The sequence below is a fragment of the Longimicrobium sp. genome (assembly GCA_036389795.1).
Lineage (GTDB): Bacteria > Gemmatimonadota > Gemmatimonadetes > Longimicrobiales > Longimicrobiaceae > Longimicrobium.
The window spans coordinates 1-15,208 of record DASVWD010000159.1 but is presented as its reverse complement, the minus strand read 5'-3'; the positions used below and the strand labels follow the sequence as shown (position 1 = coordinate 15,208).

Annotated in this window: 14 protein-coding genes; 8 read left to right on the top strand and 6 right to left on the bottom strand. The window is 72.3% G+C overall.

Annotated features, from left to right (window positions below; genetic code table 11):
- Nucleotides 1–85: 85 nt before the first annotated feature.
- The 6 genes from VF746_21550 to VF746_21525 all read left to right on the top strand — a co-directional run bounded on the left by VF746_21550 (nucleotide 86) and on the right by VF746_21525 (nucleotide 9,609).
- Nucleotides 86–1,738: a TolC family protein gene (locus VF746_21550; GenBank protein HEX8695011.1), complete on the top strand. Its 1,653-nt coding sequence runs from the start codon at nucleotides 86–88 to the stop codon at nucleotides 1,736–1,738.
- Complete coding sequence (locus VF746_21545) at nucleotides 1,735–2,874, top strand: efflux RND transporter periplasmic adaptor subunit (GenBank protein HEX8695010.1); 1,140 nt, start codon at nucleotides 1,735–1,737, stop codon at nucleotides 2,872–2,874. Before VF746_21550 ends, VF746_21545 begins: the two co-directional genes overlap by 4 nt.
- Nucleotides 2,875–2,887: 13 nt before the next feature.
- A complete protein-coding gene (locus VF746_21540) occupies nucleotides 2,888–6,211 on the top strand; it encodes an efflux RND transporter permease subunit (protein ID HEX8695009.1) in 3,324 nt (1,107 codons plus the stop codon).
- 407 nt (nucleotides 6,212–6,618) lie between these two features.
- Nucleotides 6,619–7,464, top strand: a complete 846-nt coding sequence (locus VF746_21535; protein HEX8695008.1) for an ABC transporter permease — start codon at nucleotides 6,619–6,621, stop codon at nucleotides 7,462–7,464.
- Between the two features lie 388 nt (nucleotides 7,465–7,852).
- A complete protein-coding gene (locus tag VF746_21530; GenBank protein ID HEX8695007.1) occupies nucleotides 7,853–8,644 on the top strand; it encodes an ATP-binding cassette domain-containing protein in 792 nt (263 codons plus the stop codon).
- Between the two features lie 71 nt (nucleotides 8,645–8,715).
- Nucleotides 8,716–9,609 (top strand): MlaD family protein, encoded by an 894-nt coding sequence (locus VF746_21525; GenBank protein HEX8695006.1) that lies wholly within the window; start codon nucleotides 8,716–8,718, stop codon nucleotides 9,607–9,609.
- Between the two features lie 83 nt (nucleotides 9,610–9,692).
- On the opposite strand, the gene VF746_21520 is transcribed toward VF746_21525, so the two are convergent.
- The 6 genes from VF746_21520 to VF746_21495 all read right to left on the bottom strand — a co-directional run bounded on the left by VF746_21520 (nucleotide 9,693) and on the right by VF746_21495 (nucleotide 13,531).
- Nucleotides 9,693–9,923, bottom strand: a complete 231-nt coding sequence (locus VF746_21520) for an amphi-Trp domain-containing protein (protein HEX8695005.1) — start codon at nucleotides 9,921–9,923, stop codon at nucleotides 9,693–9,695.
- Between the two features lie 205 nt (nucleotides 9,924–10,128).
- Nucleotides 10,129–10,782: a Spy/CpxP family protein refolding chaperone gene (locus VF746_21515; GenBank protein HEX8695004.1), complete on the bottom strand. Its 654-nt coding sequence runs from the start codon at nucleotides 10,780–10,782 to the stop codon at nucleotides 10,129–10,131.
- Between the two features lie 74 nt (nucleotides 10,783–10,856).
- Nucleotides 10,857–11,675, bottom strand: a complete 819-nt coding sequence (locus VF746_21510) for an SDR family oxidoreductase (GenBank protein HEX8695003.1) — start codon at nucleotides 11,673–11,675, stop codon at nucleotides 10,857–10,859.
- 283 nt (nucleotides 11,676–11,958) lie between these two features.
- Nucleotides 11,959–12,171 (bottom strand): hypothetical protein, encoded by a 213-nt coding sequence (locus VF746_21505; protein HEX8695002.1) that lies wholly within the window; start codon nucleotides 12,169–12,171, stop codon nucleotides 11,959–11,961.
- Between the two features lie 20 nt (nucleotides 12,172–12,191).
- The gene (locus tag VF746_21500; protein HEX8695001.1) at nucleotides 12,192–12,686 is read right to left on the bottom strand and encodes a vitamin K epoxide reductase family protein; all 495 of its coding nucleotides are present in this window, start codon (nucleotides 12,684–12,686) and stop codon (nucleotides 12,192–12,194) included.
- A complete protein-coding gene (locus VF746_21495; GenBank protein HEX8695000.1) occupies nucleotides 12,683–13,531 on the bottom strand; it encodes a thioredoxin domain-containing protein in 849 nt (282 codons plus the stop codon). Before VF746_21495 ends, VF746_21500 begins: the two co-directional genes overlap by 4 nt.
- A 267-nt stretch (nucleotides 13,532–13,798) precedes the next feature.
- Here VF746_21495 and VF746_21490 point away from each other — a divergent pair, with 267 nt between their 5' ends.
- Nucleotides 13,799–14,572, top strand: coding sequence for a hypothetical protein (locus VF746_21490; protein ID HEX8694999.1), 774 nt, complete (start codon nucleotides 13,799–13,801; stop codon nucleotides 14,570–14,572).
- Nucleotides 14,569–14,784 (top strand): hypothetical protein, encoded by a 216-nt coding sequence (locus VF746_21485; protein HEX8694998.1) that lies wholly within the window; start codon nucleotides 14,569–14,571, stop codon nucleotides 14,782–14,784. The genes VF746_21490 and VF746_21485 overlap by 4 nt, the downstream gene beginning before the upstream one ends.
- The last annotated feature ends 424 nt before the right edge of the window (nucleotides 14,785–15,208 follow it).

Below are 15,208 nucleotides of genomic sequence, written 5' to 3'. Positions count from 1 at the left end.
ACCCGGGGCGACCGCGCGCCGTCCTCGGGGACTTTCGTGACCGTGTGAACGCAGTCGTGACGTGAACGCTTCAGCCCTGAAGAATATGCGCACCCGAACCGCGCCGCGCCTGTCCGGGGCCGCCGCGCTGCTGGCGGCGCTGCTCTGCGCGCCGCTCGCCGCGCAGGCCGTACCGGGACAGCCGGCGTCCGCGGCCGCCGGGCGCCCCCTCTCGCTCGAGGAGGCGCTCCGCATCGCCGAGGACGCCAGCGACCAGATCGTCATCTCCCGCGCCGGCATCACCCGCGCGCGCGGCGAGCAGCTGCGCGCCCGCAGCGAGCGGCTCCCGCAGCTCACCGGCACCGCCAGTTACACCCGCGCCCTCGCCTCGGAGTTCGAGGGGATCGGCGGCGGCGGGTCCGATACCACCACCACCACCGGGCCGCAGAACTGCGGCACCTTCACCCCCGACCCGTCGCTCCCCCTGGCCGAGCGGGTCGACTCGCTCGAGCACGCGGTGGACTGCGCGGTGAACTCCAACCCCTTCGCCGCCTTCGGCGACCTCCCCTTCGGGCGCGAGAACACCTGGCGGCTGGGGCTGAACCTCAACCAGAACCTCTTCACCGGCGGGCGCATCACCGGGCAGAACCAGGTGGCCGACGCCGGGCGCCGCAACGCCGAGATCGCCCTGGCCTCCACCCGCGCCCAGCTGGTGCTCGACGTCACCCAGGCGTACTACGACGCCGCGCTGGCCGACCGGCTGGTGGAGATCGCCCGGGCCACGCTCCGCCAGGCCGAGACCACGCTGGAGCAGACGCGCCTGGCCCGGCAGGTGGGGAACCAGCCCGAGTTCGAGCTGCTGCGCGCCACCGTCACCCGCGACAACCAGCGGCCGGTGCTCATCCAGCGCACCAGCGAGCGCGACCTGGCGTACACGCGGCTCAAGCTCCTGCTGAACCTCTCGCCCGACGAGCCGCTGCGGCTCACCACCGAGCTGAACGACGCCGAGGCCGTCCCCGTGGCGCGCTTCTCCTCCAACCAGCGGCTCCTGGGCGACACCACCACGATGAGCCGCGCCCCCGTCAAGCAGGCGCAGGAGGCGGTGCGCGTGCAGGAGGGGCTGCTCCGGGTGGCCAGGAGCCAGCGGCTCCCCACGGTGAGCCTCTTCTCGCAGTACGGGCGGGTGGGGTACCCGCAGGGGGCGCTCCCCGCGTGGGACGACTTCCGCAGCAACTGGAACGTGGGCGCCCAGCTCTCGGTGCCCCTCTTCACCGGCGGGCGCCTGCGCGGCGACCAGCTGGTGGCCGAGGCCAACGTGCTGGAGGCCCAGGCCCGCCTGGCGCAGACGGTGAGCCTGGCCCAGCTCGACACCCGCACCGCGCTCGAGCGGCTGGCCGCCGCCCGCGCCGCCTGGGAGGCGAGCGCCGGCACCGTGGAGCAGGCCACCCGCGCGTACCAGATCGCCGAGATCCGCTTCCGCGAGGGGATCTCCACCCAGACCGAGCTCACCGACTCGCGCATCCTGCTGCAGCAGGCCGAGGCCAACCGGGCGCAGGCCGCGCGCGATCTCCGCATCGCGCAGGCCCGCCTGGCGCTGCTGCCCGACCTGCCGCTCAACGTCGGGCAGGCCGCGGGCTCGGCGCCGGCCGGGGCGCAGCAGCTCCAGCAGCCGCAGCAACAGCAGCAGCTCAGACAGCAGCCGCGGACCACGCCCGCGGACCAGACGGCCACCGCCCTAACGTCGGCAGGGGTGCCATGAGCGATACGAAGACGATTCCGGTGCGCGGCGCGGCCGCGTTCGTACTGGCCGCCGCCCTGGCCCTGGCCGGGTGCGGCAAGGAGGGCGACGCCGCCGAGGCGAAGGCCCCCGAGGCGGTGGTGGTGGGGCCCGAGAACGTCCTGGTGGTGCAGGTCGAGGAGCTGCGCACCGGCCCCGCGCTCTCGGGGACGCTGCGCGCCGAGCGCGAGGCCCAGGTGCGCGCCGAGGTGGGCGGCACCGTGCTGGAGGTGTACGCCGACAAGGGGCAGGCCGTGCGCGCCGGGCAGCCGCTGGCCCGCATCGAGGCGGCGGCGCTGCGCGACGCGGTGCTCTCCGCCCAGTCGGCCGTGCGCACCGCCGAGCAGTCGGTGACGGTGGCGCAGAGGAACGCCGAGCGCACCGAGAGCCTGGCCCGCGCCGGCGCCGTGGCCGAGCGCGACCTGGAGACCGCGCGCTGGAACGTGACCAACGCCCGCGGCCAGCTGGCCGACGCGCGGGCCCGCCTGGCCAGCGCCCGCCAGCAGCTGGGCAACACCAGCGTGCGCGCCCCGCTCGGCGGCGTGGTGGGAGAGCGCCCGGTGAGCGCGGGCGACGTGGTGGCGCCGGGCGCCGCCCTCTTCACCATCGTCGACCCCGGGAGCATGCGGCTGGAGGCCAGCGTCCCCGCCGCCCAGCTGGGGGCGGTGAAGCCCGGCGCGGCCGTGCGCTTCACCGTGAGCGGCTACCCCGGGCGCGCCTTCACCGGCACCGTCGAGCGCATCAACCCCTCGGCCGACCCGTCCACGGGGCAGGTGCCGGTCTACGTGCAGGTCCCCAACCAGGAGGGGACGCTGGTCTCCGGCCTCTTCGCCGAGGGGCGCGTGGAGGCCGAGGCCCGCCAGGCGATCCTGGTCCCCGCCAACGCGGTGGACGAGCGGGGGGTGCAGCCCTCCGTGCTGCGGCTCAAGGGCGGCCGGGCCGAGCGGGTGCCGGTGCAGCTGGGCTCCCGCGACCCGGAGAGCGAGCGGGTGGAGGTGCTGGGGGGGATCACGGCCGGCGACACGCTCCTGGTGGGCGCGGCGCTGGGGACCACGCCGGGGACGCCGGTCCGCGTGGGCGCCGCGGCGCCCGCGGCCGCGTCCGCCGGGCAGCGCTGAGGGAGGAGGCGCCATGTTCATTTCCGACTTCGCCATCAGGCGGCCGGTCGTCACCGTCGTCTCGATGCTGGCGCTGGTCGTCTTCGGGCTCTTCGCGCTGTTCAACCTGGACACCGACGAGTACCCCGAGATCAACCCGCCCTTCGTGTTCGTGGCGATTCCGTATCCCGGGGCCAGCCCCGACATCGTCGAGCGCGAGGTGATCGATCCCGTAGAGGAGGCGATCTCCGGGATCAGCGGCGTCGACGAGATGACCTCGTCGAGCTACGACGGCTTCGGCAACGTCCTGGTGCAGTTCGTCTTCGAGAAGGACGTGCAGCAGGCCACCCAGGACATCCGCGACGCCATCTCGCAGATCCGCGGCGACCTGCCGCAGGAGATGGAGGAGCCGATCCTGTCGCGCTGGGACCCCAACGACCTGCCGATCGTCTCGCTCGCCCTGTCGTCGCCCACGCTCAGCTCGCCGGAGCTGACGCGCATCGCCGACCCCGGCGTCACCCGCGAGCTCAAGGGGCTCCAGGGCGTGGCCGAGGTGGTGGTGCGCGGCAAGGTGGAGCGCGAGCTCACCGTCGAGGTGCGCCCCGACGCGCTGCAGGCGGCGGGGGTGGGGATCGGGCAGGTGGTGGGGGCGCTGCAGCAGCAGAACCTGGCGGTCCCCGTGGGGCGGCTGAACGGCCAGCTCGACGAGCGCACCATTCGCCTGCGCGGCCGCATGCAGTCCCCCGCCGAGTTCGCGCAGCTGGTGGTGGCCGAGCGGGGCGGGCGGCTCATCCGGCTCGGGGAAGTGGCAACGGTGAAGGACGGGACCGAGGAGCCCCGCTCGGCCGCGCTCTACAACGGCAGCCCGGCGGTGGGGATCGACATCATCAAGAGCCAGGGCTACAGCACCACCGACGTCAGCGAGCGCGTGATCGCGCGGGTGAAGGAGCTCCAGGAGACGCTCCCCGCGGGCGTGCGCATGGACGTGGTGCAGGACGCTGGCGAGCGGGTGACCCGCTCGGTGCTGAGCGTGGAGGAGGCGCTCTTCCTGGGCGCCATCCTCACCGTGCTGGTGGTGTTCCTCTTCCTGAACTCGTGGAGAAGCACGGTGATCACCGGCCTGGCGCTGCCGGTCTCCGTGCTGGCCGCCTTCGTGGCGGTGTGGGCGTTCGGCTTCACGCTCAACACCATGAGCCTGCTCGGCCTCTCGCTCGCCATCGGCATCCTGATCGACGACGCCATCGTGGTGCGCGAGAACATCGTGCGGCACGTGGAGATGGGGAAGGACCACTACACGGCGTCGATGGAGGGGACCGACGAGATCGGCCTGGCGGTGGCGGCCACCACCTTCTCCATCGTCTGCGTCTTCGTCCCCATCGCCTTCATGGGCGGCCTCGCCGAGCAGTGGTTCGCGCCGTTCGCGCTCACCATCGCCTGCTCGGTGCTGGTCTCCCTCTTCGTCTCCTTCTCGCTGGACCCGATGCTGTCGGCGTACTGGGCCGACCCGCACAAGGAGGAGCACCAGAAGGCGTGGATCACGAGGAAGCTGGACCGCTTCAACGCCTGGTTCGCGCGGCGGGCCGAGGACTACAAGAAGGTGATCGCCTGGGCGCTCGACCACCGGGCGTCGATGTTCGTGATCGCCGTCGGCGCGTTCTTCGGGGCCGTCGCCATCCCCGCCACCGGGCTCACCGGCTTCGGGGTGGTGATGGCGATCGCGCTGGGGCTGGCGTTCCTGCTGGCGGTGACGGACCGCAAGGCGCTGACGGCGCTCCTGCTGGTGGTCGGCGTGCCGCTGATGATGATGGCGGGCTTCATGGTGCCGCCGTTCAAGAAGCTGGGCTTCGAGTTCTTCCCCAAGGACGACCGCTCGGAGCTGTACATCACCGTGCAGACGCCGGCGGGGTCGAACCTGGAGTACACCCGGCTGAAGGCCGAGGAGGTGGCCCGGCTGGCCAGGGCCCGCCCCGAGGTGGAGTACACCTACACCACGGTGGGCGCCGGGGGCACGGGGAGCGGCACGGTGGACAACGCCCTGGTCTACGCGCGGCTCACGCCCAAGAACACGCGCGAGCAGGACCAGTACACCATCGGCGAGGAGCTGCGCCGGCAGGCCGGGCGCATCGCCGGGGCCACGGTGAGCCTCACCACCAACGCGTTCAACAACCAGAAGCAGATCCAGATCGAGGTGCGCGGCCCCGACGTGCGCGTGCTCAACCAGCTGGCCGAGCAGGTGCTGGCGGCGGTGAAGCAGGTTCCCGGCGCGGCCGACGTGGACCTCTCCACCAAGGGGCAGAAGCCCGAGGTGGAGGTGGTGCTCCGGCGCGGCCTGGCCGGGAGCCTGGGGGTGACCGCCGCGCAGGTGGCGCAGTCCGTCCGTCCGGCGTTCGCGGGGATCGACGCGGGCGACTGGGTGGACCCCTCGGGCGAGACGCGCGACGTCACCGTGCGGCTGGCCCCCGAGGCGCGCACCCGCACCGCCGACCTGGAGGGGCTGCCGATCGTGCTGCAGGGGCCGCAGGGGCCGGTCACCCTCCCGCTGGGGCAGGTGGCCGAGGTGCGGCGCAACTTCGGCCCGGCGCAGATCGACCACCTGGACCGCGACCGGGTGATCAACGTGCAGGCCAACACCTCGGGGGCGCCGCTCTCCGACGTGCTGGCGGGGATCGGCGCGCGGCTGGAGAACATCCGCGTCCCCGACGGCTACCGCATCACCCAGGGCGGCGAGAGCGAGGACACCGCCGAGGTGTTCGGGCGCATCTTCTTCGCGCTGGGGGTGGCGGTGATGCTGATGTATCTGATCCTGGTGGTCCAGTTCCACTCCTTCCTGGACCCGCTGGCGATCATGCTGTCGCTGCCGTTGTCGCTGATCGGCGTGGTGCTGGGGCTGTGGCTCACGGGGAACACGCTGAACATCATGAGCATGATCGGGATCATCCTGCTCATGGGGATCGTGGCGAAGAACGCCATCCTGCTGATCGACTTCGCCAAGTGGGCGCACGAGGCGGGCACGCCGCTGCGCGAGGCGCTGATCGAGGCGGGCGCCATCCGGCTCAGGCCGATCCTGATGACCACCTTCGCGCTGATCGCGGGGATGATCCCCGTGGCGCTCGGGCGCGGCGAGGGGTCGCAGTTCCGCGCCCCGATGGGGGTGGCGGTGATCGGCGGGGTGATCACCAGCACGCTGCTGACCCTGCTGGTGATCCCCACGGTGTACGAGATCCTCTCCGACTTCCGCGAGTGGGGGATGGGCCTCTTCCGCCGCCGCAGGCGCCCGGCGGCCGAGCCCACCTCGCACGGCGAGCCCCGCCGGGTCCCGGCCGCGGCGATGGAGCCGGCGCTGGAGTCGGGGGACTGAAGTGCGTGAGTGCGAAAGTGCGAAAGTGCGAAAGTGGGGATGAGTAGGGGCGAGGCATGCCTCGCCCGGCTCGCCTCTGCATCGGACCCTGCTCGCCGGGAGGAACGGATGTCATCCCGAGGGGCGCGGTAGCGACCCGAGGGATCTACTCGACGAGTCGGGTGGGTGGCGAGTCGAGCGGATGCCGACGCCGCGCTGATCCCCCGCCGGTCGAGGGGCGGCTGGGAGTGATGGTTTTCGGGTTTTCGTTCTTTGCGCCAGATCCGTTTTGCCACGCCCGCCGTACGTTTCCAGGGGCGAACCGGACGGAGAATGCGGGGTATCGAGCGCGCGGCGGGTGAGGCCGCGCGCCGGGTCCGGTCCAGGTGACCGGGTCCGGGCTTTTTCATCCGGATCTCGGACGAGCGATGTCGACGCGCACGGGAGAATTGCCGCCGCTGGAGCGGCCGCGCGAGGCGGGGCCGCGGCGGGAGTTCTTCCTGAGCGGGCCGCTGGCGGGGCTGGGGCGGGGGTGGGAGAACTTCCTGGCCCACACCGGCGGGATGGCCACGCTGGTGTGGCGCAGCCTGGTGTACCTGTTCACCGGCCGCATCGCGCTGCGCGACGTGGCGGCGCAGATGTACTGGATGGGGGTGGGCTCCATCCCCATCGTGCTGGTGACGGGGATCCTGGGCGGGATCGTGACCTCGCAGCAGGGCGGCTACCAGTTCACCGGCGGGGTGCCGCTCTACATCCTGGGCAGCGTGGTGGCCTCCAGCATCATCCTGGAGCTGGGCCCGGTGATGACGGCCATCGTGCTGATCGGCCGGGTGGGCGCCCGCATCACGGCGGAGCTGGGGACCATGGTGGTCTCCGAGCAGATCGACGCGCTCCACTCGCTGGGGCGCGACCCCGTGCGCACGCTCGTCGCCCCGCGCCTGATCGCCGGGATCATCGTGGTGCCCACGCTGGTGGCCATGTGCAACATCGCCGGGATCGTGGCGGGGATGGTCTCGGCGCAGGCCACGGTGGGGCTGGGGATCCCGGCGTTCAAGTACGGCGCCGGGCTCTTCTGGCACAACTGGGACATGTTCTACTCGCTGGCCAAGGGCACGGCGTTCGGCTTCGTGATCCCCCTGGTGGCCAGCCACATGGGCCTCTCCACCCGCGGCGGCGCCGAGGGCGTGGGCAGGTCCACCACCAGCGCCGTGGTGCTGATGACGCTGTCGGTGCTGGTGCTGGACGCGCTCTTCCCGCCGCTGCTGCTGAACTGAAGTGCGAAGTGCGGGGTGCGAAGTGCGAAGTGCTGGGCGGGTGTCGGTGCCGCGCGGGGGGCGCTCACCCGCCGCCTTGGAGCGGCAACCCTCTCCCAACTCCGGGAGAGGGTGGACTCGACGGGGTGGGGCGGGACGGCAGTTGCGTGAGGGATGCGCGCCCGGAGGGCCGGGACTCCGGAGCGCCGGGGGTTTGGCGCGGAGGAGGCCCGGCGCCGTTGGGCACAGTCGTACCGTGCCCTACGGCGCGCGCAGCCCGGCCCGGAGCGCAGCGGAGGGACACGCCCGAACCCGGCAGTTGCAGTTGAAGTTGTAGTTCGAGCAGTCGTGACGGTTGGATCCCATATCGATTTCGAACGACGTGGAAGACGGGAAGGCGAGGGGGACGATGACGGTGACACCCGCGGTGGGCGACCCGATGGTCGAGTACCGCGATCTCTGGAAGGCGTTCGACCACCCGGTGCTGGCGGGGGTGGACCTCACCGTGGGGCGCGGCGAGACGATCTCCGTGGTGGGCCACTCGGGCACGGGGAAGAGCGTGCTGCTCAAGACCACGATCGGGCTCATCACGCCCGACCGCGGCGACGTGATCGTGAACGGCGAGTCCGTCTTCCGCGGCGGGCGCCGGGCGCTCGTCCGCTGCCGCCGGCTGGTGGGGTACGTGTTCCAGAACGCGGCGCTCTTCGACTCGATGACGGTGTTCGAGAACGTGGCGCAGGGGCTCTCCGACGAGGAGCAGCGCGAGATGGGCGAGCGCCAGGTGCTGGCCCAGGTGGCCGAGGCGCTGCATCACGTGAACCTTGACGCGGGCAAGGTGCTCGGGAAACTTCCCTCGGAGCTTTCCGGCGGCATGCGCAAGCGCGTGGGGATCGCGCGCGCCATCGTGGGCCGCCCCGAGATCCTGCTCTACGACGAGCCGGTCACGGGGCTGGACCCGGTGAACGGCGCGGTGGTGCACCGCCTGATCGCGCAGCTGGCCGGCGAGCTGGGGATCACCTCCATCATCGTGACCCACGACATCGAGGGCGCGCTGCCGATCTCGGACCGGGTGGCGCTCCTCGACCACGGGCGGATCCGCTTCGTCGGCACGCCCGAGGAGTTCCGCGCCAGCGACGACACGCTGGTCCGCGCCTTCCTGGAGCGCGACGTTCCCGACTCCGAGCTCCTGGAGACCGCATGATCCAGCGCGCCGACGGCGGGGCCCCTTCGGCGGCCCCGCGCAACCGAATCTCCCAGCAGGAGATGCAGCTTGTGACTCCGTCCCGGACCCCCCGCCGCGAGGTGCAGGTCGGGATCTTCGTGCTGGCCGGCCTCCTGGCGGTGCTGGCGGCGCTGTTCATCCTCACCGACCCGGGGCTCTTCCGGGGCCGCTACTACGTCACCACGGTGGTGGACGACGCGGGCGGCATCCGCAAGCGCGACGCGGTGCAGCTGCACGGCGTCAACATCGGCCGCATCGCCGACCTGCAGCTCACCGACGGCGGCCGGGTGGAGATGCGCCTGGAGCTGGAGGGGCAGTATCCCTTCCCCGCCGACTCGCGGGTGCGCATCGCCGAGAAGGGGCTCTTGGCCGAGAAGGTGGCCGAGATCGTCCCCGGCACCTCGCGGCGGATGGCCCAGAGCGGCGACGTGCTGCGCAGCGGCGGCGAGGCCGGCGGGCTGGGCGCCACGGCCGAGGGGCTGGGCGTGAAGGCCGACACGGTGCTGGCCCGCGCGCAACTCCTCCTTTCGCACCAGACGATCGGCGCGGTGAACACCAGCGCGCAGGAGCTGCAGGCGGTGCTGGCCGAGCTGGCCGCGCTGGCCACGGAGCAGCGCCGCGAGCTGGGGAGCCTCTCCGGCAGCCTGCGCCGCTCGGCCGCGGGGATCGAGGGGGCGGCCACCCGGCCCGAGCTGGCGCGCGCCATCGCCCGCACCGACAGCCTGACGCTGCGGCTGGACGCGGCCACCGCGTCGCTCAACAGCGCCAGCACGGCGCTGGCGAACGTGGTGGGCCGCATCGACCGCGGCGAGGGGACGCTGGGCAAGCTCTCGCGCGACGAGCAGCTCTACAACAACCTGAACTCCGCGGTGACCAACCTGGCCCAGCTCACCGAAGACATCCGCGCGAACCCCAAGAAGTACCTGAGCGTGAGCGTCTTCTAACCGCAGGGAACAGGGACAGCAGCGGAAACGACGAGGGGCGGGCCATCGCGGCTCGCCCCTCGTCGTTCTCCCCGGCCGCCGGGCTACTCGGCGCCGTCCGCCCAGAGCAGCTGGAACTCGAGCTCGTGCTCGCCGCCGGAGCGCTCGTGCTCGATGTTGAACCGCGCGCTCGCCGGGATGCGGAGCTTCTCGCCGGCGACCTGGATGGTGAACGGCCTGGCCGATTCGATGGAGTCGGCCAGGCGCCGCAGCTTCGCCACGAACTGCGCGCGGGAGTACGTCTTCACGATGTCGCGGTCGGCGGATTCGGCCATTGGAGCCCCTGGTGGAGAAGGGTGATTCGGACGATCGGGCGCGGACTGCGCCGTCGCTGTTCGCTGTTGAAGCCTCGCGCAGTTTGCGAGGCTTTCCGTGGTCCAGCGAGTGTCTTCAGGCACTCGCGACTCGGCACCACCAGCGACGAAGCCCGCCCCCGACCGGGGAGCGGGCTTCGTCACGATCTGCCAGGAAGCTGCCGGCTCAGCGGTGCGAGTGCCCCGCCGCGTGCCCCTCGTGCCCGCCGCGATGCTCCATGCCCTCGCAGCAGACCTCGCAGCACTCCTTGCACGCCGCCTCGTCGCAGGTGCCGTCCCCGCAGCAGCCGGCGCCGCCGCAGCAGTCGTCGCCCTTGCACTGCTCGCCGTGCCCGGCGTGCTGCGCGTGACCGGAGTGCGCCTGGCCGCCGTGCGCCGATGCGTGGTGCTGCGCGTGCTCGGCGTGGGCGTCACCGTGCTGCATCGCCGCGTGCCGGGCGCCGGCGCCGTGGTGGGCGGCGTGCAGGGCGTCGAGGCGGGCGCGCTGCTCCGCGGTGAGCGCCGCGGTGGCCTGCTCGTGCGCGCGGTGCATCGCGGTCCGCATCTCCGCGTGCATCGCCTGGCGCCGCCCGGCGTCGGCCGAGACGCCGCGGAGCTGCCCGCAGTGCGCCCGGTGCGCCGCCTTCAGCTCCTCCTGGATCGCCGCGAGGCGCGCGGCCTGGTCCGCCGAGAGGCCGAGCTCCTGCCGGTGCATGAGCGAGCCGTGCAGCACGTGCGCCGGAGCGCCGTGGTCGCCGTGGCCGACGTGTGACGCCTGAGCCCGCGCCGCCGGGGCGCAGAGGACCACGCCGAGCGCCGCCGCGCCGAGAATCTTCTTCATGGAATGTGTTCTCCAGGGATCGAAGTTGGGGAGCGCCAAAGCTAACCGCGCGGCGCGGCCGGCTCAAGCGGCGCCTACATGCGCGCCTGCGCCATCTTCGCCAGCCGCGCCGCCATCGTGCGCGGCACCAGGCGCGTGCCCTGCGCCAGCAGCTTGTTCATCGGCCCCGCCACCACCATCGGCTTCCCGCGCCGCATGGCCCGGTAGCCCACGCGCGCCACCTCGGCCGCGCTCATCACGAACGGGGTGTGGAAGAGCCGCGAGGCGCCCACGTCGGCCACCTCCTGGAACCCCGTGAGCGTGGGCCCGGGGCAGAGCGCCGTCACCGTCACCCCCGTGCCGCGCAGCTCCACCGAGAGCGCCTCGGAGAACGAGAGCAGGTACGCCTTGGTGGCGTAGTAGACGGCCATGGTGGGCCCGGGCTGGAACGCCGCCGTCGAGGCCACGTTCAGCACCCGCCCGCGCCCGCGCTCCACCATCGCCGGGAGGAAGAGCTTGGCCAGGTGGGTGGGCGCCGCCACGTTCACCCGGATCATCTCCAGCTCGCGCCCGAGGTCCGTCGGCGCCTCGCCGTCCGTCTCCACGAACGGGCCGGAGAGGCCGAAGCCGGCGTTGTTCACCAGCGCCTCCACCTCGATCCCGGCCGCGCGCACCGCCTGGAAGACGTGCTCCGGCGCCGCCGGGTCCGCCAGGTCCGCGGTGACCACCGTGTACGCCACGCCGTGCGCCTGCTCGAGCGCCTGGCCCACGCGCTCCAGCCGCTCCCGGCCGCGCGACACCAGCACCAGGTCGTGCCCGTCGGCCGCGAACAGCTTCGCCAGCTCCTCGCCGATCCCGCCCGACGCCCCCGTGACCAGCGCCGCGCCCTTCGGCTTCCCGTCCCGCTTCGCCATGCTCCCCTCCCCAGAGGTTGACCCGTCGTTCCTGCCACGCCAGCGGACTTCGGTGCATCTCTGGCTCGGGCGAACTGCCGGGCTCACACAGAGGACACAGAGAACACAGAGGAACAGCGGAAACGGATTCGAACTTCTCTGTGTCCTCCGTGTCCTCTGTGTGAGGCTTTTCAGGGACCTCCACGTGGACGATCCTCTGCGACGCGGGATGATCGTGAAAGACTGGAGGGCCCTCCCGCGCCTCGGGAAGGGCCCTCTCCTCCGTCGCGAAAGACGGGCCGCGCTACTCGCCGTCGTTCACCACGTAGGCCGAGACCAGGCGGTCCATGTCGACGTACATCTGCCGGGTGACGCTCTCCTCCTCGCGCAGCAGGTCCACCAGGCGGTCGTACTGGTCCAGCACCGCCAGCGGCACGTGCACCGTCTCGGCGTGGAACGTCCCCTGGTCGGCGAACACCAGGCGCACCGGCACCGTCCGGCCGTCGTTCTCCGGCATCGCTCCTCCGAAGGGCTCGCTCACCGGGCCCGCCTGAGCCCGGGAATGGAGAGCAGGAAGATCAGGGTCATCAGGATGGCCGACACCACGCACCACTGGCACCAGGCGTGGATGCGGAACGCCTCCAGCCACGTCAGGTACGCCGAGAACGCCACCCCCACCGCGGCCATCCCGAACAGCGCCAGCGCCACCCAGCGCTCCCCCGCGAAGCGCGGCTGGATCCCCAGGAGCGACACCGTCAGGATGCCGACGTAGCCGGCCAGCCCCAGGTAGGGGACGGGGACGCCCAGGAACACCGCCCAGGGAGAGGCCTGCACCCGGTCGCACGAGCCGATCTGGCAGGTGATCTCGCCGATGACGCCCAGCTTGTACAGCGACAGGTAGCCGGCCACGAAGAGCCCCACCAGCGCCAGCACGGCGATGGCCATGCGGCTCACCGGCGGCGCCGGGGCCGCCTCTTCCTCCTCGCGCGCCGGGGCGCGCGCCCCGGCCGCCACGTCCTGCGCCGCGCTCACGGCGGCGTGGGCGCGGGCGCCGGGGCCGCCGAGGTGCCGCTCACGCCGCCGCCCGCCGCGCCGGTGGCGGCCGGGGCGGGCGCGGGCGTCCCCGCGAAGGCCCCGGGCGCGATGCGGCGCACCTCGGCCTCGAACTGGCTGTAGCGCTCGGGGAGCTGCTGCAGCTTCTGCCCGTTCACGTAGACCGACGGCGTCCCCTGCACCCCCAGCGACTCGCCCAGCTGGCGGCTCTCGGAGACCTCCTTCTGGTACTTGTCGGAGCGCAGGCACTGCTCGAACTGGCCCGCGTTCAGCCCGCCGATCCGCTCCGCGTAGCCCAGGAACTTCTCCAGGGCGGCGTCGGGGCCCTGGACGTAGCTCCACTCCTGCTGGTTGGCGAAGAGGATGTCGTGGTACTCCCAGAACTTCCCCTGCTCGTTGGCGCAGCGCCCCGCGCGCGCGGCCAGGAAGCCGTACACGAAGGCGCCGCCCAGGGGGAAGTCGTAGAACACGTACCGCGCCTTCCCCGTCGCCACCAGGTTCTCCTTGATCAGCGGCTCGATGAACTGCGCCCACTCGCCGCAGTGCGGGCACTGGAAGTCGGCGAACTCGAAGATGGTGATCGGCGCGTCGGCGCGGCCGATGGAGACGCCGGGGACGCGCTGGAGCTGCTCGGGGGTGAGCGTGACCGCCACGGGCTGGGTGGCGGCGGCGCCGCGCTTGGGCCGCATCTGCATGGCCAGGAAGCCGATGCCGGCCAGCAGCACCAGGCCGAGGATCACGTAGAAGGGGGTGAGCGACGACCGCCGCGGCGGCTTCGGCGCTCCCCGCCCGCGCGGCGTCTCTCCCGGGGGAGTACGGGGCACGGAACTTCCTCCGGTGGATGGGTAAGCTGGGTCCGCGCCCTCGCTGGCGCGGCGCACCATGATAACCGGCGGGAGCGCCGCCGGGCAAGCCGTGTCCCGGCGGAAAGCGAGCGGGGAACGCCGCTTGCACCCAGCGGCAGGGTACAGGGGATGGGGGACGGGGGACAGCCTGCGCGGCGCGCGGCTTGCCCGGTCCCCTCCGCGAGAAGCCGAGCTGGTTTTCTGGCTGTCCCCTGTACCCTGTCCCCCGTTCCCTGAAGCGGTTGAATGGACATCCGGCTCGTACGCGGGCGCAACACCCGCATCTGGCTCTGGACCGCCGTCCTGGTGGGGCTCAGCCTGCTGGCCCTGCTCACGGCGTACCTGTTCGGCGACGCCACCACGCGCACGCGCATCGCCAACGTCGGCGCGTCTTCCACCTTCGGCGCCGACCGCGCGCCCGTGCTCCCGGTGGTGGTGGAGCCGTTCGTGGAGGTGAGGGAGCTGAAGGACCGCGAGCTGGGCCGCCTGGTGCACCTGAGCGGCGTGGCGGAGAGCATCGTGCGGCGGGGCGCCGTGTACGTGCGCGCCCCCGACGGGCGGCGCATCCTGGTGCGCTTCGAGCCCGAGCCGGCGCAGGGGGCGCTCGGCTCGTTCTGCCTGGGGTGCGGCGTGGACGTGAACGGCTACCTGTCGAAGCTCTCGCGCACCGAGTTCGACGTGTGGATGGACACGCTGCGCTTCGCCGTGCCGCGCCCCAAGCCGGGGGTGAAGTTCGGCGACCTGCCGGACAGCAACTTCGCCCGCATCGACTCGCTGTTCATCAAGGACTACTACCTCTCGGTGCGCCCCGAGGGGATCCGGCCGGGGCGCGGCGGCGCGCGGGTGGCCGCGTCCACGCCTGCGCCCGCGGACGTGCCCGGTCCGGCGCGCCCGGCTCCGCCGCCTCCTCCTCCCCCTCTTCCCCCACCGCCCCCCGCGCCGGAGCCGGCCGAGGAGCCGGCGGACGACGAGCCCCAGGAGCCGCCCGTGCCGCGGGCGGACACGGTGCGCATCCCGTGAATTGGACGCCGGGCGACTACGACCGGCTGGAGCGGGCGATCGCGGAGCGCAGCCGCATCCAGCTCCACCGCCGCGGCGGCGAGCTGGTGATCCTCCCCGAGCGGCTGCGCACCGACTTCGGCGCCGAGGTCCTCACCGCCCGCCACCCCGGCACCGGCGACCGCCTGGAAGTCCCCCTCCACGAGATCGACGCCTTCCTCGTGCTGGAGTGATACCGGATTCCAGGAATCGGTGTGCGATCCGGTCCTCTTGCGAACCGTGTCATTCCGAGCGGCGCCGCGGCACCGATCCGGCTTTCACACCTGAGCTGGGCGGCGCCCGAGGAATCCACTCACCCCGCCCGGACGCTGGCTCCGTGCATCGGTCCGGCCTCCTGCCGGCCGCGGGTGGATTCCCCGGGAGCCCGGCCGACTTCGGCGGCGAACACGAGCTCGGCGCATCGGGCTCCACTCGGAATGACAGCTTCCCGATGCACAGCGAAGCCGGAAGGCGGCATGATACCACGTTTCCGAGCATTGTTCTGGTTCGCGAGAAACAGATTGGCATCACACAGAGGACACGGAGGACACGGAGAGAACTTCAATCTCTCCGCTGTTCCTCTGTGTTCTCTGTGCCCTCTGTGTGAGACCTTTTCAG